Below are 22,373 nucleotides of genomic sequence, written 5' to 3' on the forward strand. Positions count from 1 at the left end.
GTGACCGCGACGGTGCCACCTGTCGCGCTCGGCCGCTGTACCGCCGCGGTCGGTCCGCTTGCCCGATGGGGACCGGGGTGGTGCTGATCCCGTACATCCGCTCCGCCGCCCTCGACGGCTACGCACAGCTGGCCCGCTCGCTCGGCCTGGACGCGGAGCGGCAGGTGACCGCGGCCGGGCTGGACCCGGCGGACCTCGACGCACCGGACCGGTGGGTGCCCGCGGCAGCGGCGGCCCGCCTCCTCGAGACCTCCGCGGTGGCGTCGGGCGCCGAGGACCTCGGCCTCCGGCTGTCGGAGTGGCGGCGGCTGGCCACTTTGGGGCCGCTGAGCGTGGTGCTGCGCGAGGAGCCGGACCTGCGCAGCGCGCTGGAGCTGCTGATCCGGCACGAGCGCAGCTACAACGAGGCCGTGTCCGTGCAGCTGACCGAGGCCGCCGGGCTTGCCACCCTCCGCATCTCGCTGGGGTTCGGGGCACCGGCGCCGACCCGTCAGGCGCTCGAGCTCGCGGTGGCGGCCTACCACGGGATCGTCCGCGACCTGCGGGGGAACGGCTGGCACGCCGAGCAGGTCTGCTTCCCGCATCCGGCGCCGGAACGGCTCGCCACGCATCGGCGGCTCTTCGGGCCCGGGGTCCGGTTCGGCTGCGGGTTCGCCGGTCTGGTGTTCCGCTCCCGCGACCTGGCCTCGGTCAACGTGCTGGCCGATCCGCTGATGCGGCCCTACCTCCCGCAGTTGATGCGGGTGCTCCCCGAGGTCCCCGCCCGGGCGCTGCCGGACCGGGTCCGGGAGCTGGTCGAGACGCTCCTGCCGGTCGGCCGCGCCTCGATGCGCCAGGTCGCGCGCGCCCTGGGCACGACGCCGCGCACGCTGCGCCGGCGGCTCGAGCGCGACGGCGCGGGCTTCACGTCGATCGTCGACGACGTACGGGCCACGAACGCCGAGCGATACCTCGCCGACGCCGGCCTCTCCCTGACCGACGTCGGCCGGCAGCTCGGCTTCACCGCGCCGAGCGCGTTCTCCCGGTGGTTCCGGCGCAGGTTCGGCATGAGCCCCACCGCGTGGCGGCGGGCGGCCTCCGCCACGCGGCGGCCCGGGGGCGCACTCAGGCGATGATCAGGTGGACGCCGTAGCCGACGAGCAGGGCCGCGGCGAGCAGGCAGAGCCCGGCGACCGCCGTACCGCCGGGGGTGCGTCCCCCGGCCGCCGGGTCCCCGGCCCGCGACGACGACGCGACGAGCGCGAGGGACACGAGCAGGACGACGGACACGGCGGCGGCGGCCGCGACGACGGCGATGGCGCCCAGGGTCTCCCAGTCCACGTGCATGGCGGCGTCCTCTCCGGTCAGGCCGCGACGTCGCTGCCGGCGGGAGCGGCCGGGACGTCGGCGGGTGGGGGCTGGGGCAGGTCGGTGACGTTGTCGGCGGTGACCTGGTCGCGCCGGGAGGCGGCGTAGATCCCGGCGGACAGCGCGATCCCGCCGACCGCCACGACGACGACGCCCCCGGTCCCGGTCGCGGCCAGCCACGACGCCGCGGCACCGACGACGGCGGCCGAGGGCAGGGTGAAGGCCCAGGCCAGGGCGATCCGCCCCGCGACACCCCAGTGCACCGAGGCCAGCCGGCGGCCGGCGCCCGCGCCGAAGATCGAGCCGGTGCACACCTGCGTGGTCGACAGCGGCAGCCCGAGGTGGCTGGAGGCGAGGATGACCGCGGTGCTCGTGGTCTCCGCGCTGAAGCCCTGGGTCGAGTGGAGGTCGCTGACCCGCGTGCCCAGGGTCCGGATGATCCGCCAGCCGCCCATGTAGGTGCCCAGTCCGATCGCCAGGCCGGCGGTGAGCACCACCCAGAACGGCGGGCCGGACCCCGGTGCGAGGGTGCCCGCGGTGATGAGGGTCAGCGTGATGACGCCCATCGTCTTCTGGGCGTCGTTGGTGCCGTGGGCGAGGGCGAGCATGGAGGAGGAGATCCGCTGACCGTGCCGGAAGCCGCGCGAGACCTCGCCGGGCTCGGACCGGGCGGTCACCCGGTAGGCGAGGTACGTCGCTGTCAGCGCGATGAGCGCGGCGAGCACGGGCGCGAGGACGGCCGGCAGGACGATCTTGTTGAGCACCGCGTCGAAGTCGATCGCCCCGGCACCCCCGGCCACCCAGGTCGCCCCGATGAGGCCGCCGAACAGGGCGTGGGAGGAGCTCGAGGGCAGCCCGAGGTACCAGGTCACCAGGTTCCACAGGATCGCCCCGACGAGGCCGGCGAAGATCACGACCGGGCTGATGAGGGCCTCGTCCACCAGTCCGCCGGAGATGGTGCGGGCCACCTCGACGGACAGGAAGGCGCCGACGACGTTGAGGCACGCCGCGATGGTCACGGCGGTCCGGGGCCGGAATGCGCCGGTCGCGATGGACGTCGCCATCGCGTTCGCCGTGTCGTGGAACCCGTTCGTGAAGTCGAAGATCAAGGCGGTGATGACGACCACCACCACGATGAGCGATGCGTCCACGGACCCCTCCCTGCGTCGTCGACGACCCCGTCGGGCCCGGCCGAGGTGAGGCGGGGGCCGGCGACGGGTCGAGCCGGGGAGCTCCGCATGTCGTGGGTGCAGGGTCGGGCCGGGGGAGGGGAGCGGCATCACCCGCCGAGGACGATCGGCGCCGTCAGCCCCGGGGGTGGCCGGACCGCGGGTGCCGCCCGTGGCCCGAGCGGCGGATGCTGAGGGGCAGCACGTACCAGGTCACCACGCCGATCAGGGCCGTGGCGGTGCTGCCGACGATGGCCTGCCACCGCCCGAGGACGACGTCCAGGATCAGCAGGACGGCGCTGCTGATGGCCGGCACGAGCAGGGCGATCCCCACCGAGAGCATCCGGTCGGCCACCGCGACCAGGGCGATCTTCTGCCCGCGACGGAAGACGATGCGGTGGAACGACACGGGGGCCAGCAGCACCATCGTCGCGGACGCGGTGGTCAGCAGCGCGACGGTGTAGACGGTGATGCCGAAGCCGTCCAGCTCGGTGAAACGCTGCGTGAAGGCCAGGCCCAGCAGGAACGCGAACATGATCTGGACCCCGGTGAACGCCACCCGGAGTTCCTGCAGCAGCTCGTTGAGGTTGCGGTCCAGGACCTGGTCGAGGGTCTCCCCGCGCGACTCCGCGGTGCGCAGCGCGCGCGCGGGATCGAACCGCTGCCGGTCCGGCTGGGGAGCGTCGGCACCGGCGGGTGGTCCCTGCGTGTCCATCCACGACCCCTGACTCCGGCAGCGCGCGGCGATCCTCGGGCCGACGGCGGTCCGGGGACATCATCCCGCCGGGATGGCGGCGGCGCACCGCTCACGGCCGCCGGGGTGCCTCGGCCGCGGGGGGCCCGGCCATGGTGGCGGCCACCGCGGACAGGGCTGCGTCGGGCACCTGGATCAGCCCGCGCGTCGGCCGGTCCAGGTCGAAGGAGACGACCAGCAGCAGCGTCACCAGCCCGGCGGCGACCAGCACCGTCGCCACGCCCCGGCCGTACGTGCCCAGGTGCAGCGCCAGGACGGCGAGCGCCACGGCCGCCGCGACCACCTGCAGCAGCACGACGGGGGACGGCACACGGTTGCCCAGGCCGGCCACCCGCCTCGTCTGCGCGTCGAACATGTCGTTGACCGACTCGACGTACAGCCTGGGCGCGGAGTCGGTGGGGGCGGCGTCGAGGGCCTGCGCGGCCAGGCTCCACAGCCCGCGCTGGATCTCGGAGCTCTCGTCCACGTCGTCGCGCTGGGCGTCGCTGCCGGGCACGTGGTCGGCGATGCCGATGCTCACGTCGGTGTAGACGCGCAGCAGGGCCAGCGAGTGCGAGCGGAACGGCTCGGACAGGGTCTGGGCGCGCAGGTACGTCGTGCCGATGGCGTTCGCCTCGTCGACGACGTCGGCGCGCCGGTTCTCGTAGCGGCCCACGGCCAGGCTCAGCGCGAACGCCAGGATCAAGCCCATGAAGCCGACGAGGGCGCCCTGCAGGACGCCCAGCGGCTCCCGGTGCTGGTCCGAGCGCCTCGCCAGGATCCGCCCGACGACCAGGCCGAGCACGGTCGCGCCGGCCATCGTGACCGCGAGCACCAGGGCCAGGACCCACGTGGACAGCCCGAAGAACAGCACGACTGCGCTCCTCCGGTCCTCGGCCCGGTGTCCTGGAGAGCGATCGTGGCGGGCCTCGCCGGCGCGGGCATCATCCGACCGGGAGGAGCGGGGCGGCCGGTCAGCGCAGCCCGCGGAGCCCCTGAGCGACCAGCACCCCGCCGACCAGGACCAGCAGCCCCGCCGTGACCGCCGCGTCGTGGGCGGTCAACCAGCCGCGCAGGGCCCGGAGCGGCCCGGCCACCCGGTCGCCCCCGACCGCGGAGGCCAGCACCGGCACCGCCACCGTGCTCGCCGCGACCGCCGTGAAGACGACGACGGACCAGGTGGCCTGGGCGCCCGAGAGGTCGCCGTCGGCGATGGCCACGCCGGCGGCGACGCAGACGACGAGCGCCTTGGGGTTGAGCGCGGCCAGCGCCAGGCCCAGCGCGCCGGCGCGCACGGCGGTGAACCGGTCGATCGCCGCCGCCCACCGCGGGACCGGGGCCGGCTCGCCCGGACCCGGCCGGGACCGCCAGCGCCGGACGCCCAGCAGGACGAGCGCCGCGCCGACGACGAGCGCGGCCCACGCGGCGGCGGAGGGACCCCCACCGTCGCGGCGCGGGCCCGACAGCTGCAGGACCGCGGTGGTCACCCCGGCGATGCCGACGACCCACCCGGCCAGGAAGCCGGGGCCCGTGCGGGCCGCGCGCGCCGCGAGCAGCATGAGGACGGCGGCGAGGACCGGGAGCGGGGAGACGGCGACGACCGCCGCGAGGGGGAGCAGCGCACCGACGACGTCTCCCACGGTGATCCCTCCGGGCCGGCGTGCTGGCGTGCCGGAGTTCTACTCCTCCGGGGCCCGCGCCGGGCGCCGTCCGGGATCCGCGGGCAAGGTGGACGGCATGACCGCCCCGACCTCCCCCGTCGTCGTCGTGACCGGTGCGAACGGACTGGTGGGTGCCGCGGTGTGCCGGGCGCTGGTGCAGCGGTCGGCGTCCGTGCGCGCCGTCGTCCGCCGGGTCGGCAGCGCGCCCGCGCTACCCGGGGTCACCGAGGTCGTCGGCGACTTCGCCGACGCCGAGCTCGCCCGCCGGGTGGCAGCGGGCGCCGACGCGGTGGTCACGACGGTCCACCCGATGGGCTCGCCCCGCGAGGAGCAACTCCGGGTGGGCGCCGAGGGTACGACGGTCCTCGCCCGCGCCGCGCGCGACGCCGGCGTCGACCGGCTCGTGCACGTGTCGACGGCGGGGGTCTACGACCGCTCGGCCGGCGTCGGGGACATCGCGGAGGACGGCGCCCTGCTGCCCGACGGCAGCGGCGCCTACCCCGACACCAAGAACGCCGCCGACGACGCACTGGCGCGGGTCGACGGCCTGACGACCGTGCTGGTCCGGCCGCCGGCCATCATCGGCGTTGGCGAGACGTCGGTGTGGAACACGCTGCGGCCGCGGGCGATCGGCGACGGCGACCGCCGGGGGAACCCCGCGCAGACCTGGTCCTGGGTGCACGTCGAGGACCTGGCCGCCTTCCTCGCCGACGTCGCCACCGGTGCCGTCGCGACCGCGGACGACCCCGAGCGGGGCCCGGTGCCCGGGCGCGCGACCCCGGTCCTCGTCGCCGGGGAGCCCGCGACGTGGCGGGACTACCTCGGCACGGTGACCGACGCGCTGGGCGTCGCCCCGGAGTGGACCGACGAGCCTGTCTGGACCGGCCGGCTGCTGACCGACCGCGCGCGGACCTGGGGCTGGACGCCGCGGGTGGGGCTCGCGCAGGCGCTGGACGAGCTGCGGCAGGGCCTGACCCCCCGCGGGTGACCGGCGCGGCCGGGCCGCGATTCGCGCCCGCGGCCGATCCGGGCCACCCTGGGCCGGTGAGAGTGCTGGTCGCATGAAGGTCCTGGTCACCGGCGCATCGGGTTTCGTGGGCGGCCGGCTGGCCGCCGCCCTCGAGGAGGCCGGCCACGAGGTCGCGGCCATGACCCGCCGGCCGGAGAGCTACGAGGGGGCCGGCACCCCCGTCGCCGGCGACGTCGGCGACGAGGACTCGCTGCGGTCGGCGCTCACCGGCTGCGCGGCGGCCTACTACCTCGTGCACTCCCTGGGCGACGAGGACTTCGAGCGCAAGGACGCCGACGCGGCGCGCGCCTTCGCCCGGGCCGCCGCCGCGGCCGGGGTGGGCCGGATCGTCTACCTCGGCGGCCTGGGGCGTGACGGCGACCAGCTCTCCCGGCACCTGCGCAGCCGCCGCGAGGTCGAGCGGCTGCTGGGGGAGACCGGGGTGCCGGTCACGGTGCTGCGGGCGGGGATCGTGGTCGGCCACGGCGGGGTGTCGTGGGAGATGACCCGCCAGCTCGTCGCGCACCTGCCCGCCATGGTCACGCCCCGGTGGGTGCACACGCGGACCCAGCCGATCGCCGTCGCCGACGTCGTCCGCTACCTGGTGGGCGTCCTCGACGCGCCGGAGGCCGAGGGCCGGGTCTTCGAGGTGGGCGGCCCGGAGGTGCTCACCTACCTGCAGATGCTCAGCCGGGTGGCCGACATCCAGAACCGGCACCTGTTCGTCGTCCCCGTGCCGCTGCTGACCCCGCAGCTGTCCTCGCGCTGGCTGGCCCTGGTCACCGACGTCGACGTGACCACCGGCCGCTCGCTGATCGACTCCATGAGCATCGAGGTGGTGGTCACCGACGACGCCATCCGCTCGGTCGTCCCCTTCGAGCCGATGGACTACGACGAGATGGTGATGACCGCCCTGGTGGAACGGGCGCGGGACCGCCGCGACCAGGACCGGCAGCGGCGCGGTGGCTGGCTGAGCCGGGGAGCCCGGCGGTGACCCGGAGTGCGAGATTGCGCGGCGCGGTCGTCCGGGTCGCCGGGCCGCTGCTGCGCAGCGTGCCGCGCGACCACTGGGAGAGCGACGAGGTCTTCCGGCGCCGCCGCCGGGTCACCGGCGCCGTGGCGGTGACCGGCGCCTCGCTGTTGGGGGTGTCGCTGTCCACCCCGCCCGGCTCCCCGCGGTTCTACGGGCTGACCCTCGGGGTCGCCGGCACCTGGGTGGCCGGGGGACTGGCCTCCGGGCCGCTGCACCTGGGCCGGATGTTCGGCCAGGGGGACCGGCTGCGCCGCCCGGTGGTCACGCCGGTCGTCTCCGGGGTCGCCATCTTCGGGGCCTTCTACGCCGCGGCGCTCGTGGCCCGGCGGATCCCGGTGCTGGCGCGGGCGATCGGTTCGGTGCTGAGCTACGCCGACCAGGGGTCGCCCCCGCTGGTGCTCACCACCACCCTGGCCAACGGCATGGCGGAGGAGGTCTTCTTCCGCGGCGCGCTCTACGCGGCGGCGGGCGCCGAACGACCCGTGCTCGTGTCGACCTCGGTCTACGCGCTGGCGACCGTCGCGACACGGAACCCGGCGCTGGTGCTCGCCAGCGTCCCGATGGGCCTGCTCTTCGCGCTGCAGCGCCGGATCACCGGCGGCATCCAGGCCCCGATGATCACGCACGTCGTCTGGTCGGCCCTGATGCTGCGCTACCTGCCGCCGCTGTTCGCCGACCGCCTCGCCGCGGAGCGCGTGCTCCCGAGCTGACTGCAGGGACCACGGGCGATGTGCGCTCACTGCCCGTTCCGGGTCCGGACCGGTCCGTGGACGCACACTGCCCGTGTCAGCCGCCGGCCGGTCTTCCGGCGTGACGGCGGCGGAGCAGCGCGGTCCCGAGCAGGGCGACGGCAGCCCCCGCCACGAGCAGGGGACGGCCGCGGCGGGCGGCGATCACCACGACCGCGGCGCGCGGACGCACCCGCCGGGTGCCCAGCAGCACCGCCCCGGCGGCCGAGTCCACGCCGGCACCCGCGACCGCCACCCGGCGGGTGGGGGACTCCAGGTGCGCGGTGATCCCGTGCGCGGCCAGCGTCTCGGCCAGCCCGCCGAGATCACGCCGGCCCGGCGCCACCCCGGTCCGGGCGGTCGCAGCCGCCCGGACCGAGGCGACGAACGCGCCGACGTCGTCGGCGACGATCCGCAGGTCCGCGCCGTCGGCGTGCACCTGCACGCCCGCCCCGTCCACCTCCAGCGAGAGCTCGCCGGACAGGTGCAGGGGGCCGCGCGGGTCGGTCATCCCCGGCTGGCGTTCTCGGCGGTCGTGATGCGCAGCGTGCCGTTGAGCTTCCACACGGCGCGGGGGGCGTCCGCGCCGGTCTCGCGCGGCACCTCGACGGTCATGTCGACGAACTCGTAGTTGATGGCGGCGCCCTTGCCGGTGAGGTAGGCCCACATCTCCTTGCCGAGGTCGGCGAAGCTGGTGGACGAGTGGCTCTTGATGTCCCGGGCGCCGGTCGCGGCGTCGTTGTTCGTCGTGCTCATGGGTGCGATCTCCTCGCGCGTGTGGGCCGCCGGCGGTGCGGCGGCCGGTCGTGCGTCCCTGATGCCCCCTCTTCCGGCCGGGGAGCCCTCCAGGATGCGGTCGGGCCCGTCGGCGTGCCCGGCCGTTGACGCCGCCGGGACCGACCGTCGAGGGTGGCCGGCACGCGGCCCGTCCCGGATCCGCCGGCCCAGGAGGTACCGCCATGTCCCAGCGACGCGTCCCGCCCCGTGCGACCGCGGGTGCACGGGCACCGGAGGGCGACGTCGCGACCGTCGCGAGCGAGGCCGTCGTCGGCAGCGCGGGCACCGCCCACAGCGGAGCCGTGGTGGGCAGCTCCGCCACCAGCCACAGCGCGGCGGTCGTGGGCAGTGCGGCCACGGTGGGGGGCGCCGCCGTGGGGCTGAGCGCGGGCGTGGCCGGGAGCGCCGGGGTGGTCGGCAGCGCCGGGGTCGCGCTGAGCGCGGGCGTCGTCGGCAGCGCCGGGATCCTCGCCGGCCTGGGCAACGTCGGCTGCCGGGCGTGCGTGGCCTGCGTCGCGTGCGTGGACTGCGTGGGGTGCGTCGGCTGCGTGGGGTGCGTCGGCCTGCGCGGTGCGGTCGGTGCCGTCGGGGTGTGCGCCTGGTGACGGCCGAGGTGCTCAGGCGGTCATGAAGCCGCTCTCGTAGGCGGCGATGACCGCCTGCGTGCGGTCCCGGGCGCGCAGCTTGAGCAGCACGCTGCTGACGTGGGTCTTCACGGTCTCGCGGGCCAGGACCAGCTCGGCGGCGATCTCGGCGTTGGACAGGCCGCCGGCGACCAGGCGCAGCACGTCGGCCTCCCGGCCGGTCAGCTCGGGCAGCGCCGCCGCCCCGCGGGCTCGCGACGGCGCGTGCGAGGCGATCAGCCGGCGGGTGAGGTCGGGCAGCACCAGTGAGGTGCCCCGGGCGACCACGCGGATGGCGTCGACCAGCTCGTCGGGGTCCGACCGCTTGAGCGCGAACCCGCTCGCCCCGGCCTGCAGCGAGCGGAACAGGTAGTCGTCGTCCTCGAAGGTGGTCAGCACGAGCACCCGGGGCCGCAGCGGGTCCCGGGCGACCAGCGCCGCGGTGGCCGCGATGCCGTCCATGTCGGGCATCCGCACGTCCATGAGGACGACGTCCGGATCGGTCCGGCCGGTCACCTCCAGGGCCTCCCCGCCGGTGCCGGCCTCACCCACCACCGTCAGGTCGGGCTCGCTCTCCAGGATCACCCGCAGCCCCGAGCGCACCAGCACGTCGTCGTCGACCAGGACCAGCCGCAGGGTCACGCGGCACCGGCCAGCGGGAGGACGACGAGCAGCTCGAAGCCGCCCGACGGGGTCGGCTCGGCGCCGAGCGAGCCGCCGAGCGCCGCGGTGCGCTCACGCAGCCCGGCCAGGCCGCGCCCGCCCCCGGGGCCGGGGCGGCTGTCCAGCTGGGAGGCCCGCTCGTTGGTGACGCGGACGGCGAGCACGCGGTCGTCGCGCAGCACCTGGGCGACCGTCAGCGGGGTGCCGGCGTGCCGCAGCACGTTCGTCGTGCCCTCCTGCACCACCCGGTAGGCGAGCTCCTGCAGGGCAGGCGGGACGTCGTCGACCTCGCCGTCGACGACGAGCGCGACCGGGAGACCGCCGTCGCGCAGGCCGGCGAGGAGGTCCTCGAGGTCGGCGAGGGTGGGCGCGGCGAACGGGGCGGGGTCACGGCCGTCGTCCTCGGCGCGGAGCACGGTGAGCACCCGGTCGAGCTCGGCCAGCGCGGCGCGGGTGTTGGTCTCGATGTGCTGGAGCGCCTGGCGGGCGAACTCCGGCTGCAGCGGCCGGTCGTCGGCCGGGCTGAGGGTGCGGCGGGCGGCCGTGGCCTGCAGCAGGCTCGCGGTGAGCGCGTGCCCGATGGTGTCGTGCAGGTCGCGGGCGAGCCGGTTGCGGTCGGCCAGCCGGCGGCTGCTGTGCTGCAGCGCGGCGATCTGCTGCTCGGCGCCCGGCCCGAGCAGGCGCGGCGCGGCCGCGGCGGCCACCCGCACGACCAGGTCGAGCAGCAGCAGCGCGATGACGACGACGAGTGCCATCAGCGCGAGCACGGGAAGGGTGTTCAGCACGTCCCAGCGGACGCCGAAGCGGAGCCCGATGCACAGCACCGTGGCGAAGAAGACGACGGCGAGGGTGGCCGCGCCCAGCAGCACCCGCGCACCGAGCCAGCCGACGGCGCGCCACGTGCTGCTGGAGGCCACCAGCCGGCGGACCTTGACCAGCCGGCCGGGGAGCGACCGCACCCGCTCGCCGGGAGGGATGTCGATCCCCAGCAGGGTGCGGGCGAGCTCCCGTTCGAACCCGGCGAACCCGCGGATGGTCGCGAGCACGAGCATCACCAGCAGCAGGCCGATTCCGTAGATGACGGCGACGACCGAACCGAACAGCGCGAAGTACAGCGCGAGGCTCAGCGCGCCGAGCGGCAGGCCGGCGAGGGCGTAGAGCAGGCGTCCGGGCCAGCCCGGACCCGCGGCGCTCCGGAGCACCCGGCGCAGCCCGTCGGCGAGCTCGGCCGAGGACCGGGGGAACGTCGAGGTGGACACGGGTCGATCCTGGCGGGCCGGGCGCCCGGGCGATTCCCCCGCGGGTGCGCTTCGCGCCTCCCCCGCGTGGGGGAGCGAGGTCGGCGCCGCGGGGGGATCCGCCGGTACACCGCCGCCGGACAGGCTCGCTGCCATGACCCCATCCCTGTTCCGGAGCCCCGCATGATCGAGGTGCGGGGGCTCACCAAGCAGTACGGCACGGTCCGCGCCGTCGACGACCTGACCTTCGACGTGCAGCCGGGCAAGGTGACCGGCTTCCTCGGCCCGAACGGCGCGGGCAAGTCCACCACGATGCGCATGGTGCTCGGCCTGGACCGGCCGACCGCGGGCACGGCGCTGGTCGCCGGCCGGCCGTTCGCCCGGCTCGGCCAGCCGCTCCGGGTGGCGGGCGCGCTGCTCGACGCGCAGGCGGTGCACCCGGGCCGCAGCGGCCGCGACCACCTGCGGGTGGCCGCCGGCGCGACCGGCCTCCCGCCCCGGCACGTGGACGACGTCCTCGACCAGGTCGGCCTCGGCCCGGCCGCGAAGCGCCGGGTCGCGGGCTACTCGCTCGGCATGCGCCAGCGGCTCGGCGTCGCCGCCGCGCTGCTCGGCGACCCGGCCGTGCTGCTGTTCGACGAGCCCATGAACGGCCTGGACCTCGACGGCGTCCGCTGGGTGCGCGCGCTGGTCCGCCGGCTGGCCGACGAGGGCCGCACGGTCCTGCTGTCGAGCCACCTCATGAGCGAGATGGAGCAGACCGCCGACCACCTGGTGATCATCGGCCGCGGCCGGCTGATCGCCGACGCCCCGATCACCGAGGTGATGGGCGGGCGGCACGCGAACCGGCGGGTGCGGGTGCGGACGACGGCCCCCGACGACCTGGCCGGTGCCCTGCTGCGACGGGGCCTGCGCGTGCACCCGGCCGACGACGGCGACCTGCTCGTCGAGGGTGCCCCGGCCGAGACGGTCGGCGACGTCGCGCTCGAGCTCGGGATCGCCGTGCACCGGCTGGCGGAGCAGACCTCGTCGCTGGAGGAGGTCTACCTGGGCCTCACCGGCGACAGCGTCCAGTACGGGGCCGCCGCGCTGACCGGGCAGGCCGTCCGATGACCGCCGCGACGGTCCCGCCGCGCCCGGCCGAGCCCGGCACGGCGGCGGTGTTCGCGCGCGCTGCGGGCGCCGAGTGGGTGCGGCTGCGCACGGTGCGGACGACGTGGTGGTGCCTGCTGGCCGCGACCGTGACCATCGTCGGGATGGGCGCCATCGCCGCGGCCGACGAGGCCGAGGGGACGGCGACCGCGGCCGATCCGATCGCGTCGACGTTCGCCGGCGAGTACGGCGTGCTGCTCGGCCAGTTCGGGCTGCTGGTGCTGGTGCTGCTGGCGGTCACCTCGGAGTACGCCACCGGGTCGATCGGGCCGACGCTGCAGTGGACGCCCCGCCGCGGGGTGCTGCTGGCCGCACGGGTCGCCGTCCCGGCCGCGGTCGCCGTCGCCGCCGGGGTGCTGCTGGCGCTGGTCGCCGACCTGCTCGCCCTCGGGATCGACCCGGACCTCACGCTGACCCTCGGCGAGGCGGCCGGCGGTCTGGCGCGGATCGCCGTCGTCCTGGCCGCCGGGTCCGTGCTCGCCGTCGGGCTGGGCCTGCTGCTGCGGTCGACGGCGGGTGCCCTGGCGACGGTCTTCCTGCTGCAGCTGGTGCTGCCCTTCCTCATGCAGTCGTTCAACGTGGGGTGGCTGGCCGACCTCGCCGAGTGGTTGCCGGGGACGGGCGCGGTGCGCACCCTGCTCCGGGAGCCGGACTCCCTGTCCGCGGGCGGGGCGCTGGCACTGCAGGTCTGCTGGGCGGCCGCCGCCCTGGCCGCCGGCGGGCGGCGGCTGCTGCGCCGCGACGCCGGCTGAGGGGCGGGGGCTCATCCGTCGGGGGCGATGCCCGCCGACGAGCCCGCAGGCGAGGGTCGGACCCATGGGACAGGTCGTCGGCGAACTCCTGCCGCTCGCGGTCGGAGTGGCGATCTCGCCCGTTCCGATCATCGCGGTCATCCTCATGCTGCTGGCGCCGAAGGCGGGCGGCACCAGCGCCGGGTTTGCCGTCGGCTGGGTGCTCGGCATCGCCGGCGCCACGACCGTCTTCCTGCTGCTGGCCGGCACCCTCGACCAGGGCAGCGACGCGGAGCCGTCCACGACGGTGTCCTGGATCAAGCTCGTCCTGGGCGTGCTGCTCCTCGTGCTCGCCGTCGGCCAGTGGCGCGGGCGGCCGGCCCCGGGGGAGGAGCCGGCGATGCCCTCCTGGATGTCGGCGATCGACCGGTTCACCGCCGTCAAGGCCCTCGGGCTCGGGATCCTGCTGTCGGCGGTCAACCCGAAGAACCTGCTGATGTGCGTCGCCGCGGGGACCACGATCGGCGGTGCCGGGCTCTCCGGCGGCCAGGACGTCTGGTCGGTCGTGGTCTTCACCGTCCTCGCCGCGAGCACCGTGGCGATCCCGGTGGTCGGCTACGCGGTGGCCCGCACGCGGATGGCCGGACCACTGGAGCACCTGCGCGGCTGGCTGACCACGCACAGCGCCGCCGTTATGGCCACCCTGCTGCTGGTCATCGGCGTCCTGCTCCTGGGCAAGGGGCTGGGCGGCCTGCTGTGAGCGGCCCTCGGCCGCTGTTCGCCAGCTCGGCGACCGCGGCGCTCGGCGGGATCAGGCGCGGGTGATCGCGGCGAGCTCGTACCCCCCGTCCAGGACGGCGGCGTCGGGCTCGTACATGCGCAGGACCGGCCGGAAGTCCCCGGCGGGACTGGGCAGCCAGTTGGCGGCCTCCTTCGCGCCCGCCGGCCGCTCGGAGCTGATCGCGATCGTCAGGGCGCCGTCGTCGTCGAGGACGACGCCGGGGGTGCGGTCGCCGATCGAGTAGCGGTGGATGGGGTTCTCGACGAGGAAGAAGTCGGGGACCGAGTACATCGTCAGCGACCAGAAGGCCCCGACCGGTGGGGTCGGGTGCAGCCGCAGGGTGTACGTGCGCTCGCCGGTCAGCTGCTCGCCGCGGTCGTCGACGTAGGTCATGACGTAGGCCGCCTCGTAGGGGTGGTTGCCCCACAGCCCGCCGAGGGCGGCGGCGGCCCGTTCCACGATGCGCAGCCGCGGGTCGGCGATCTGGAACCGCTCGTCGTCGAGCGCGCCGACCTCGAAGAAGTCGAGGTTGTAGTCGAAGGCGTGGAACGTGAGCTTCCAGCCGTGGACCTCCGGACTGGAGCCGGACACGAGCGCCCGGTGCAGCGCCGCCTCGCCGGCGGCGAGACCCGCGGCGAGCGATGCCCGCTCCGGAGAGGGCAGCGCCGGGTAGGGCGACGGACCGGTCGCGGTGGTGCCCAGGTCCGCGAGGCCGGCCTGTAGCTCCACGTCCCGCGGAGCCGGCGGGAACTGCTGCGACCACACGCGGAACTGCTCCAGGAATCCCAGCTCCGGTGGCACGGCGGGGTCGGGGACGGCGAGCCCCACCGGCGTCGCCGCGGCGTCGAGCGGGGTGAGGGTGGCCGCGTCCTGCAGCGCGTGCACCACAGGGAGGTCGTCGTCGCCGGAGACCGCCCAGCGCCCGACGATCGAGGCGACCGTGGTCGGGAAGCGGATGACGGTGGCGCCGGCGGGCCCGGTGCCCGACCAGCCGGGCGGGACGAGGAGGAAGTCGCCCTCGGCCGTCCCGGTCGCGCGGTGGCCGACGTAGGCGAAGTTGTTCGTCCAGGCGTCGACGAACTGCAGCACGTAGTAGCGGCCGGCGGTGTCCGGCACGTGCAGGGCGACGGGCCCGACGGAGAGGTCCAGCTGCGCCATCGAGTACAGCGTGTCGTTGTTGATCGTCACGAAGGTGTCGGCCGGGCCGGCCAGCGTCCGTGCGTGGCTGAAGGTGTTGAACGGCGCGGCCGGGTTGGCACCGACCCCGTCGGTGACGTAGCGGGTCACCTGGCGCAGGTTGAACACCAGCGGGAAGCCGTACAGGTAGGCCTCGGTGATGTGCTCGGACCTGGTCGTGGACTCCACGGGACCCCCACCTCGTCGCTCGGGCACGGCGGGCGAGCTCCCGCCGCGCCTGCTCACACTCCGTCGGGTCCCCGCACGCAGTGGTCCTCCGGAGCGGGTGATTCAGGGCCGCTCGACGTCAGCGGAAGCTCAGGCGACCGCACCTGCGCCCGGCCGGCCGGCCCCCTACAGGTGGCCGCCGTGCGACGGACACCTCCGTGTCACCTCGCGCTGATAGATCCCTGCACGTACGAACGTCCGATCCACCGGAGGCCCACCATGAGCACCATCACGACCAGCGACGGCACCGAGATCTACTACAAGGACTGGGGTTCCGGGCAGCCGATCGTCTTCAGCCACGGATGGCCCCTGTCGTCCGACGACTGGGACGCGCAGATGCTGTTCTTCCTCGGGCACGGCTACCGGGTCATCGCCCACGACCGGCGGGGGCACGGCCGCTCCGCACAGGTCGGCGACGGACACGACATGGACCACTACGCCGACGACCTGGCGGCGCTGACCAGCCACCTCGACCTCTCCGACGCGGTCCACGTCGGCCACTCGACCGGTGGCGGCGAGGTCGCGCACTACATCGCCCGGCACGGCCAGGACCGGGTCGCCAAGGCCGTGCTCATCAGCGCGGTGCCCCCGATCATGGTGCAGACCGACGCCAACCCCGGCGGACTGCCCAAGAGCGTCTTCGACGGCATCCAGGAGCAGGTGGCCACCAACCGGTCGGCGTTCTACCGGGAGCTGCCCGCCACGGCGTTCTACGGGTTCAACCGGCCGGGCGTTGAGCCGGTCGAGGCGATCATCCAGAACTGGTGGCGGCAGGGGATGACCGGCAGCGCCAAGGCGCACTACGACGGTGTCGTCGCGTTCTCCCAGACCGACTTCACCGAGGACCTGAAGAAGATCACCGTGCCCGTGCTCGTGATGCACGGCGACGACGACCAGGTCGTCCCCTACGCCGACTCCGGCCCGCTCTCGGCCGAGCTGCTGCCGAACGGGACGCTGAAGACCTATGCGGGCTTCCCGCACGGGATGCCGACCACGCAGGCGGAGACGATCAACGCCGACCTGCTGGAGTTCATCCGGTCCTGATCCCCATTCCACGAACGGACCCCGGGCGCCTGCGTGGCGCCCGGGGTCCGACTGCCCACGGCGTCAGCGCGCGGCGTTCCAGTAGCCGGTCAGCCGGACACGGTCGCGGGCGAGGCCGGTCTCCCGGCGCAGCGCGGTGCGCAGCTCGCGCATGCGGGCGGCCTCCCCGGCGCCGAACACGAACAGCCCGTCGAGGTCGGCGAGGACCGGGCACTCGGCCAGTGCCGCCCGCACGCCGTCGAGCAGCGCCGACGTCGTCCCCGGCGCCGCTCCGGACCGGTGCACCCAGCGCAGCTCGACACCGGGCCGCTCCGGGAGCGCCGGCCGGATGCCGGCGCCGCCCGTCTCGGCCACGACGACCGCCCGCTCGCCGTCGGCCAGGCCGTCGACGACGGCGGCGACGGCTCCCAGCGCCGTCTCGTCGCACACCAGCAGCTGGGTCCGGGTGCCCTCCGGCGGGTCGTAGCTGCGGCGGGTGCCCCACACGGCCACCGGCGCGCCCGGCTCGGCGGCGGCCAGGCGGCTGCTCACCGCGCCCTCGTCGCCGTGCAGCACGAGCCACACGTCGGCCTCGCCGGCCGCGGGGCGACGGGCGCGCAGCGTGTACGTGGCCCGGGGCGCGGTCTCGAGGGGTACCCCGGCCAGGTCGGAGACGCTGAAACCGGGGCGGAGCACCTCGTCCGGCGGATCGGGCATGAGGACGACGTACTCGTCTCCGCCGTGCAGCGGCACCGGCGCGAGCCCCGCGAGGGTGACCTCGAGCAGACCGGGGGCGAGCAGGCGGCGGGCGGAGACCGTCGCGGCGACGGTCGTCATGCCCTGGTCCTCGAGGAACTCGGCCTCGATGGAGGTGAGCGGCTCGCTGTCGCCGACCACCCCACGCGCCGCGGCGACCAGCCCCATGAGCGCGCCGTAGATCTCCAGGGACGTGCGCGCCGGCGAGGCGAAGGGGACCTGCACCGGCCACACGGAGCCGTCGGCCGCCGAGACGCCGAGCCGGAGACCGTCGGCGCTCACGCCCAGGATCTCGACCGACCGCGCGTCCGGCTGGTCGCCCAGCGCCCGGGCGACCAGGAGCACGGTGTCGGCGTGCTCGTCGCCCACGTGGTCCAGGCCCTCGGCGAGCTCGGCGGCCTCCTCCGGCGGGAGGTCGACCTCGACGACGGGCAGGACCGGTGCCGTGGTGGCGGTCATCGGGGGCTCCCGGCGGTGGTCGGGGTCTGGGGCGTCGTGCTCGCGGGCATGGCGGTCTTCCGGTCGGGGGCGTTAGGCCGACTTAGGTTAGCCTCACCTCCGCGTCCTGGGGAGGCCTTCAGCCGGGCACCGGACCGGCTGCTGTCGTCAGGGCGGGGCCACCCGGAAGACCGGCCAGCCGATCTCGGTCCGCCAGGCGCCCGGGTCGGCCGTGTCGCGCGGGCCGACCAGGTAGGTCTCGCGCACCGGCCCGGCCACCGCCAGCGCGTTGGCGACGACCCAGGAGCCCAGCTGGCCGTAGGTGACGCCGATGTCGTCGTGCGCTCCGACGTGGGCCGTGACGACCAGCTCGACCGCCGGCAGGGTCACCGGGTGCACGCGTCCGCTGCGCGGGGGATCGGTGGTGGGCCGGTACACGAGGACGTGCCCGGAGCCGCTCTCGAACAGCGCGTTGTCGTACAGGCCGCCGGGGACGCCGGTGGGCTCGCCCACCACGGCGTCGAGCTCGGCCGTGGCGCCGGCGTACCAGGCGAGGACGTCGTCCAGGGCCACGTCGTCCTCGATCGCGGCGACCGTCGCCGCCGGGACGGCGCGCAGCTCGACGTCCAGCGGCGGCTGCTCAGGCTGCAGCAGCCGGCGCAGCGACGCGACCGCGGACCGCGTGCGGTCCAGCTCGGATTCCAGCCGCTGCAGGTGGTCGGCCACCAGCGCGGCCCGGGTGCCGGGGTCGGGGGAGCGCAGGATCCGCTGGACGTCGGACAGCGGCACGTCGAGCTCGCGCAACCGGTGGATCACCTGGGCGGCCGGGATCTGGTCGGCGCTGTAGTAGCGGTAGCCGGTGGCGCCGTCCACGATCGCCGGCTCGAGCAGCCGGGCGTCGTGGTAGCGGCGGAGCGTGCGCACGCTGAGGTGCGTCAGCCGGGAGAACTCACCGATGGCCAGCACCCCGCCACGATGCACCCTCCCCCCGGGGGAGGGTCCACCGGTTGACCCTCCCGCGCCGGGAGGCGCCACGGTGGGGCCATGACCGCAGCGACCGCCATCACCCCCGCCCAGCTCCCCGCGGTGATCCGCGGCTATCTCGCCGCCCACGAGGCGCACGACACCGACGCCGCGCTCGCCGCCTTCACGCCCACCGCCGTCGTCGTGGACGACGGCAGTACCCACCGGGGCACCGAGGAGGTCCGCCGCTTCCTGTGGACGGCCGGCGCGCAGTTCACGTACACCACGACCCTCGTCTCGGCCGGGCGTTGCGACGACGGGCAGTGGGTCGTCACCAACCGCCTGGAGGGGGACTTCCCGGGCGGCGTCGTCGACCTCCGCTACCGCTTCCGGCTGGACGCCGGTCTGATCGCGGAGCTCGTCATCGCCCCCTGAGGTCCGGGCTGCCGGGCGCGTCGGGTGGCGGTTCCGCCTGCCGCTGACCGTCCTCGGTGAGATAGCCGCCGACGACCTGCTCGGCGGTCGCGGAGGTGGCCGCGAAGCCGGTGACGGCGGCGACGAAGTCGGGCCCGGCGAGGGTGGCCAGCTCGGTGTCCTCGACGGCACGGACGGTCGCCGTCCGTGGCGCCGAGCGGAGCAGCGCGATCTCGCCGAAGGAGTCGCCGGGCCCCAGCCGGCGGATCTCGCGCCCGTCGTCGAGCACGGCTACGCGACCGGACCCGACGACGTAGAACAGGTCGCCCGGGTCGCCCTGGGCGAACACGTCGGTGCCCGCCGCGACGCTCGACCGGCCCAGCCGCATCGCCAGGCCCTCGATGACCGGGACGGGCAGGAGGCGGAACATGCCGACCCGGCGCAGCAGCACGATCCGGTCCTTCCGGACGGCGATGTCGGCGTCGATCGCCCGGAGCGCCGTCCAGCGCAGCCCGACCGCCAGCGGCAGGACACAGCCCACGGCGACGAGCGCGCCGGTGTCGCCGAGCCCGGAGAGGACGGCGGGGATCACGAGCGACCCGAGCGCCAGGGCGAGCGAGAACACCGCCTCCGTCAGGGCCAGGACGCGCGCCAGCGTCCGGTCGGGGACCAGCCGCTGCAGCAGCGTGAACCCGGTGACGTCGACGATCGCGTTGGCGGCGCCGATGACGGCGAACGCACCGACCGCGACCGGGCTGCCCGTCGCCAGGCCGATGAGGACGATCGGCACCCCCCACATCGCGATGCCGGCCCCGAACAGGGTGCCCAGACGGGCGCTCCCGGCGGCGCCGATCGAGGCCATCGCCGCGACGAACCCGCCGACCCCGAACGCCGCCCAGAGGACCCCGACGCCGGGCCGGCCCAGGTCGGTGACCTCCACGGCGACCACCACGGCGAGCACGGTCAGTGCCCCGCGGACGAGGCACTGGGCGCCGCCGAGCACGATCACGTCCAGTGCCCGGGGACGGCGGCGCAGCTCGCGCAGCCCGTCGACGACGTCGGCGACCACACCCGGCCGGCCGGCCGGCTCGGGGTCTGCGGCGGGGCGCGGCGACTCGAAGCGCAGCCGGGCCGCGAGCAGGCCGGCGACAGCGGCCAGCACGGCCACGGCGGCGAAGGCCACCGCCGGGTCGTACGCCGCGAGCAGCGCGGCCGCGGCCAGCGGACCGACGAGCGCGGCCACTCCGTCGAGGATGGCCCGGACGGCGTTGACCCCGGCCAGCTCCTCCGGCGTGGTGCACAGCGTCGGGAAGAGGGCGGCCAGCACCGGCCGGTAGGCGGCGTGGCAGACCGTGGACAGGGTCAGCAGCGCGTACACCGCCGCCGGCGAGGCCACCGCGGCCGCGGCTCCGGCGGCGGTGGCCGCCCGCAGCGCGCAGGAGACCACCAGCAGCTGCCGGCGCGAGACGCGGTCGGCCAGGGCGCCCAGCCAGGGCAGCGCGACCGTGGCCGGCAGCACCCGCAGGAACCCGACCAGGCCCACGCCCGCCGCGCCGTCCTGGTCGAAGGCGTAGACCGTCATCGCGGAGAGGAAGAGGAACTCACCCGTCCAGGCCGACAGGGACGACAGCTGCGCGAACCGGAGGTTGCGGTTGCGGGTCACCGATGCCCACGCCTCGCGGTAGGAGCCGGGCACGGCGCGCACGCTAACAGCGCGGACGCCGGACAGGCGCCCCACCAGCGCCGTGGTCGGGCGTACGCGCCGGGAGGTACCGGACGCACGGCCGGTCCCCGTACGTTGGCCCCACCAGCGAGCGGGAGATTCGACGGTGATCCGGTTGGCGCACGACCCGGTGTCGGGCACCCCCGACGCGCGACCCCCGCGCGTGCTGGGCGTCTTCGCGCACCCCGACGACGAGACGGTCTGCGCCGGCGGCACCCTCGCCAAGTACGCGAGTGCCGGCGCGGAGGTCAGCGTGGTCTCGCTGACCCGGGGCGGCGCCGGCCAGATCCGCGACGCCGCCGTCGCCACCCGCGCCACGCTGTGCGCCGTCCGGGAGGGCGAGCTCGACGCGGCCGGCAAGGAGCTCGGACTCACCACGGTGCGGTGCCTCGACCACCCCGACGGCGGCCTGCACCGGATCGATCCGGGGGTCCTGTTCGAGCTGGCGGCGGAGCTGCTCGACGAGTTCGACCCCGACGTGGTCATCACGTTCGGGCCCGACGGCTTCTCCAGCCACCCCGACCACGTGGCCGTGGGCGCGGCGGTGACCGCGGCGTGCTTCGCCCGGCGGGAGACCTCGCCGGTCCGGCTGTTCCACTGCCACCTGCCGCGGAGCCGGATGCTGCTGCGGGACCGGCTGGCCGGGTGGGTCGTCGAGCTGACCACCCGCTTCAAGGGCACCAAGGACTTCGTCCGCGCCCTGTCGGTGTTCTCCCGCGAGACGACGGCGCTCGGGTACGCGGCCGACTTCGTCAGCGTCGAGTGGTTCCCCGCCGGCTCCTACCTCGTCGAGCAGGGCGAGGAGGCGACGTCGATGTACTTCCTCCTCTCCGGCGAGGTCGAGATCCGGCGGGAGGGCGAGGACGGGCAGGTGCGCGTGGTCGACCGGTCCGGGCCCGGGGAGTTCATCGGCGAGGCGGGCATCGCCACCGGCCGGCCGCGCAACGCGCACGTCGTCGCCCTGGACGACGTCACCAGCCTGACGTTCCTGGCCTCCGAGCCGATCACCGTCGACCGGCACCGGGACGAACCCGGACCGCTGCTGACCAGGGCCCTCGCCTCCGGCGACCTGATCGACGCCCGGGTGAGCGCCTGCATCGACGTCACCGACTTCGTCGGCGCGAAGATCCGCGCCACGGCCGCGCACCGCTCGCAGTACCCGATCGACCCGGCGATGTTCCCCGAGTCGATCCTCCGGGAGATGTTCGGCGTCGAGTACTTCGTCCAGGTCCTGCCGGAGCGGGAACTGGACACGTCACTCCTGCGCGAGGGGTCCTCAGCCCGCGGCGAGTGACCGGGCGCGGCGGCGCGGGATCACGTGGGGGAGACCCCGGCCGACCATGTCGAGGGTCGCGCCGATGCGCACGAGGAACGACGGCTCCGAGGCCGGGGCGAGCGGTGCGGCGATGTCCTCGACGTCGACGTAGAAGGTCTGCACGGGTCCGATGCCCTCGAGGTCCTGGGCGATCTCGTGGATGGCCAGCTCGGCGGAGGCGGCCCCGCCGTTGCGGAACAGGTCGTCGGTGACCAGGAGGTACTCCGGCACCGTGACCGGGTTCTTGAGCATGCGGTGCACGTAGATGACGTCCATGCCGACGAGCTTCTTCCGGCGGCGGATCGTCTGGGTCGCGACGTCCCCGACGTGCGCGACGAACTTCAGCTTCAGGCCGCTGGTCTTCGTGCAGCTCCCGCAGGGGCACATGTTGAGCTCGATCAGCCGGCGCTGGTCGTGGAAGGCCCGGTGCATCGCGACGGCCGCCCGCGTGACGGCGGACAGTGTCGCCGCGCCGTCCAGCCCCTCGGCGTCGCGGGACAGGAAGGCGGCGTCGCCCTCGATCTCGATCAGCTCGAAGCCGCGCGCCGCGCCGACCACCTTGTCGAGCAGGCGCCGCGTCGCCGCCTCCGCGTGGCCGAGCATGCTGCGGTGGAACTGCATGTACTCGGTGTAGCCGCCGATGTCGGCGATCAGCAGCACCGCACGCCGGGTCGCCATGCGCGGGACAGTAG

25 protein-coding genes are annotated in these 22,373 nt (G+C 75.3%); 11 read left to right on the forward strand and 14 right to left on the reverse strand.

What is annotated here, in order from left to right; translation table 11 throughout:
* Positions 1-65 precede the first annotated feature (65 nt).
* The gene (locus N555_RS0114605) at positions 66-1,115 is read left to right on the forward strand and encodes an AraC family transcriptional regulator (protein ID WP_029432236.1); all 1,050 of its coding nucleotides are present in this window, start codon (positions 66-68) and stop codon (positions 1,113-1,115) included.
* On the opposite strand, the gene N555_RS0114610 is transcribed toward N555_RS0114605, so the two are convergent.
* The 5 genes from N555_RS0114610 to N555_RS0114630 form a co-directional block, all read right to left on the reverse strand.
* Positions 1,105-1,326, reverse strand: a complete 222-nt coding sequence (locus N555_RS0114610) for a hypothetical protein (RefSeq protein ID WP_029432237.1) — start codon at positions 1,324-1,326, stop codon at positions 1,105-1,107. The two genes, N555_RS0114605 and N555_RS0114610, sit on opposite strands and share 11 nt — an antisense overlap.
* 17 nt (positions 1,327-1,343) lie before the next feature.
* Positions 1,344-2,498 (reverse strand): inorganic phosphate transporter, encoded by a 1,155-nt coding sequence (locus N555_RS0114615; protein ID WP_029432238.1) that lies wholly within the window; start codon positions 2,496-2,498, stop codon positions 1,344-1,346.
* A gap of 154 nt (positions 2,499-2,652) precedes the next feature.
* On the reverse strand, positions 2,653-3,231 hold the full coding sequence (locus N555_RS0114620; protein ID WP_051684092.1) for a DUF6328 family protein: 579 nt from the start codon (positions 3,229-3,231) through the stop codon (positions 2,653-2,655).
* A 91-nt stretch (positions 3,232-3,322) separates the two neighbouring features.
* The gene (locus N555_RS0114625; RefSeq protein ID WP_029432240.1) at positions 3,323-4,123 is read right to left on the reverse strand and encodes a bestrophin-like domain; all 801 of its coding nucleotides are present in this window, start codon (positions 4,121-4,123) and stop codon (positions 3,323-3,325) included.
* Positions 4,124-4,223: 100 nt separating this feature from the next.
* Entirely contained in the window at positions 4,224-4,889 is a 666-nt protein-coding gene (locus N555_RS0114630; RefSeq protein ID WP_029432241.1) for a GAP family protein, read from the reverse strand.
* Positions 4,890-4,986: 97 nt separating this feature from the next.
* Between N555_RS0114630 and N555_RS0114635 the strand changes: the two genes are divergently transcribed.
* The 3 genes from N555_RS0114635 to N555_RS0114645 all read left to right on the forward strand — a co-directional run bounded on the left by N555_RS0114635 (position 4,987) and on the right by N555_RS0114645 (position 7,662).
* Positions 4,987-5,898 carry an NAD-dependent epimerase/dehydratase family protein gene (locus N555_RS0114635; protein WP_029432242.1) on the forward strand — a complete coding sequence of 304 codons (912 nt, stop codon included), beginning with the start codon at positions 4,987-4,989 and terminating at the stop codon, positions 5,896-5,898.
* A gap of 73 nt (positions 5,899-5,971) precedes the next feature.
* Positions 5,972-6,913 carry an NAD(P)H-binding protein gene (locus N555_RS0114640; protein WP_029432243.1) on the forward strand — a complete coding sequence of 314 codons (942 nt, stop codon included), beginning with the start codon at positions 5,972-5,974 and terminating at the stop codon, positions 6,911-6,913.
* The gene (locus tag N555_RS0114645; protein ID WP_197029030.1) at positions 6,910-7,662 is read left to right on the forward strand and encodes a CPBP family intramembrane glutamic endopeptidase; all 753 of its coding nucleotides are present in this window, start codon (positions 6,910-6,912) and stop codon (positions 7,660-7,662) included. The genes N555_RS0114640 and N555_RS0114645 overlap by 4 nt, the downstream gene beginning before the upstream one ends.
* Before the next feature lie 76 nt (positions 7,663-7,738).
* Here the strand turns inward: N555_RS0114645 and N555_RS0114650 are convergent, their stop codons facing one another.
* Both N555_RS0114650 and N555_RS0114655 read right to left on the reverse strand, forming a co-directional pair.
* Positions 7,739-8,191, reverse strand: a complete 453-nt coding sequence (locus N555_RS0114650; protein WP_029432245.1) for a hypothetical protein — start codon at positions 8,189-8,191, stop codon at positions 7,739-7,741.
* A complete protein-coding gene (locus N555_RS0114655; RefSeq protein ID WP_029432246.1) occupies positions 8,188-8,436 on the reverse strand; it encodes a hypothetical protein in 249 nt (82 codons plus the stop codon). The genes N555_RS0114650 and N555_RS0114655 overlap by 4 nt, the downstream gene beginning before the upstream one ends.
* Before the next feature lie 203 nt (positions 8,437-8,639).
* Here N555_RS0114655 and N555_RS0114660 point away from each other — a divergent pair, with 203 nt between their 5' ends.
* Positions 8,640-9,062 (forward strand): hypothetical protein, encoded by a 423-nt coding sequence (locus tag N555_RS0114660; protein WP_029432247.1) that lies wholly within the window; start codon positions 8,640-8,642, stop codon positions 9,060-9,062.
* Positions 9,063-9,074: 12 nt separating this feature from the next.
* On the opposite strand, the gene N555_RS0114665 is transcribed toward N555_RS0114660, so the two are convergent.
* A complete protein-coding gene (locus N555_RS0114665; protein ID WP_029432248.1) occupies positions 9,075-9,722 on the reverse strand; it encodes a response regulator in 648 nt (215 codons plus the stop codon).
* Entirely contained in the window at positions 9,719-11,002 is a 1,284-nt protein-coding gene (locus tag N555_RS26925) for a sensor histidine kinase (RefSeq protein WP_051684093.1), read from the reverse strand. Before N555_RS26925 ends, N555_RS0114665 begins: the two co-directional genes overlap by 4 nt.
* A 162-nt stretch (positions 11,003-11,164) precedes the next feature.
* Between N555_RS26925 and N555_RS0114675 the strand changes: the two genes are divergently transcribed.
* From N555_RS0114675 to N555_RS0114685, 3 genes are all read left to right on the forward strand, one after another.
* The gene (locus N555_RS0114675; protein WP_029432250.1) at positions 11,165-12,094 is read left to right on the forward strand and encodes an ABC transporter ATP-binding protein; all 930 of its coding nucleotides are present in this window, start codon (positions 11,165-11,167) and stop codon (positions 12,092-12,094) included.
* On the forward strand, positions 12,091-12,885 hold the full coding sequence (locus tag N555_RS0114680) for a hypothetical protein (protein WP_029432251.1): 795 nt from the start codon (positions 12,091-12,093) through the stop codon (positions 12,883-12,885). The genes N555_RS0114675 and N555_RS0114680 overlap by 4 nt, the downstream gene beginning before the upstream one ends.
* A gap of 64 nt (positions 12,886-12,949) precedes the next feature.
* Positions 12,950-13,624 (forward strand): GAP family protein, encoded by a 675-nt coding sequence (locus N555_RS0114685; protein WP_029432252.1) that lies wholly within the window; start codon positions 12,950-12,952, stop codon positions 13,622-13,624.
* Between the two features lie 51 nt (positions 13,625-13,675).
* Here N555_RS0114685 and N555_RS0114690 read toward each other — a convergent pair whose 3' ends face one another.
* Complete coding sequence (locus N555_RS0114690) at positions 13,676-15,010, reverse strand: DUF1254 domain-containing protein (RefSeq protein WP_029432253.1); 1,335 nt, start codon at positions 15,008-15,010, stop codon at positions 13,676-13,678.
* A gap of 258 nt (positions 15,011-15,268) precedes the next feature.
* On the opposite strand from N555_RS0114690, the gene N555_RS0114695 reads away from it, so the two are divergent.
* Complete coding sequence (locus N555_RS0114695; protein WP_029432254.1) at positions 15,269-16,093, forward strand: alpha/beta fold hydrolase; 825 nt, start codon at positions 15,269-15,271, stop codon at positions 16,091-16,093.
* Positions 16,094-16,156: 63 nt separating this feature from the next.
* On the opposite strand, the gene N555_RS26930 is transcribed toward N555_RS0114695, so the two are convergent.
* Together N555_RS26930 and N555_RS0114705 are read right to left on the reverse strand one after the other, a co-directional pair.
* On the reverse strand, positions 16,157-17,287 hold the full coding sequence (locus N555_RS26930; RefSeq protein WP_051684094.1) for a siderophore-interacting protein: 1,131 nt from the start codon (positions 17,285-17,287) through the stop codon (positions 16,157-16,159).
* A gap of 147 nt (positions 17,288-17,434) precedes the next feature.
* Positions 17,435-18,232 (reverse strand): MerR family transcriptional regulator, encoded by a 798-nt coding sequence (locus tag N555_RS0114705; protein ID WP_029432256.1) that lies wholly within the window; start codon positions 18,230-18,232, stop codon positions 17,435-17,437.
* A 78-nt stretch (positions 18,233-18,310) separates the two neighbouring features.
* On the opposite strand from N555_RS0114705, the gene N555_RS0114710 reads away from it, so the two are divergent.
* A complete protein-coding gene (locus N555_RS0114710) occupies positions 18,311-18,664 on the forward strand; it encodes a nuclear transport factor 2 family protein (RefSeq protein ID WP_029432257.1) in 354 nt (117 codons plus the stop codon).
* Here the strand turns inward: N555_RS0114710 and N555_RS0114715 are convergent.
* Positions 18,651-20,339: a cyclic nucleotide-binding domain-containing protein gene (locus tag N555_RS0114715; RefSeq protein WP_156036376.1), complete on the reverse strand. Its 1,689-nt coding sequence runs from the start codon at positions 20,337-20,339 to the stop codon at positions 18,651-18,653. The two genes, N555_RS0114710 and N555_RS0114715, sit on opposite strands and share 14 nt — an antisense overlap.
* Positions 20,340-20,481: 142 nt before the next feature.
* On the opposite strand from N555_RS0114715, the gene N555_RS26935 reads away from it, so the two are divergent.
* Positions 20,482-21,660: a PIG-L family deacetylase gene (locus N555_RS26935; RefSeq protein ID WP_197029032.1), complete on the forward strand. Its 1,179-nt coding sequence runs from the start codon at positions 20,482-20,484 to the stop codon at positions 21,658-21,660.
* On the opposite strand, the gene N555_RS0114725 is transcribed toward N555_RS26935, so the two are convergent.
* Complete coding sequence (locus N555_RS0114725; protein ID WP_029432260.1) at positions 21,643-22,359, reverse strand: DUF2652 domain-containing protein; 717 nt, start codon at positions 22,357-22,359, stop codon at positions 21,643-21,645. The two genes, N555_RS26935 and N555_RS0114725, sit on opposite strands and share 18 nt — an antisense overlap.
* Positions 22,360-22,373 lie beyond the last annotated feature (14 nt).

Source organism: Blastococcus sp. URHD0036 (genome assembly GCF_000701365.1).
In the GTDB taxonomy this organism is placed as follows: domain Bacteria; phylum Actinomycetota; class Actinomycetes; order Mycobacteriales; family Geodermatophilaceae; genus Trujillonella.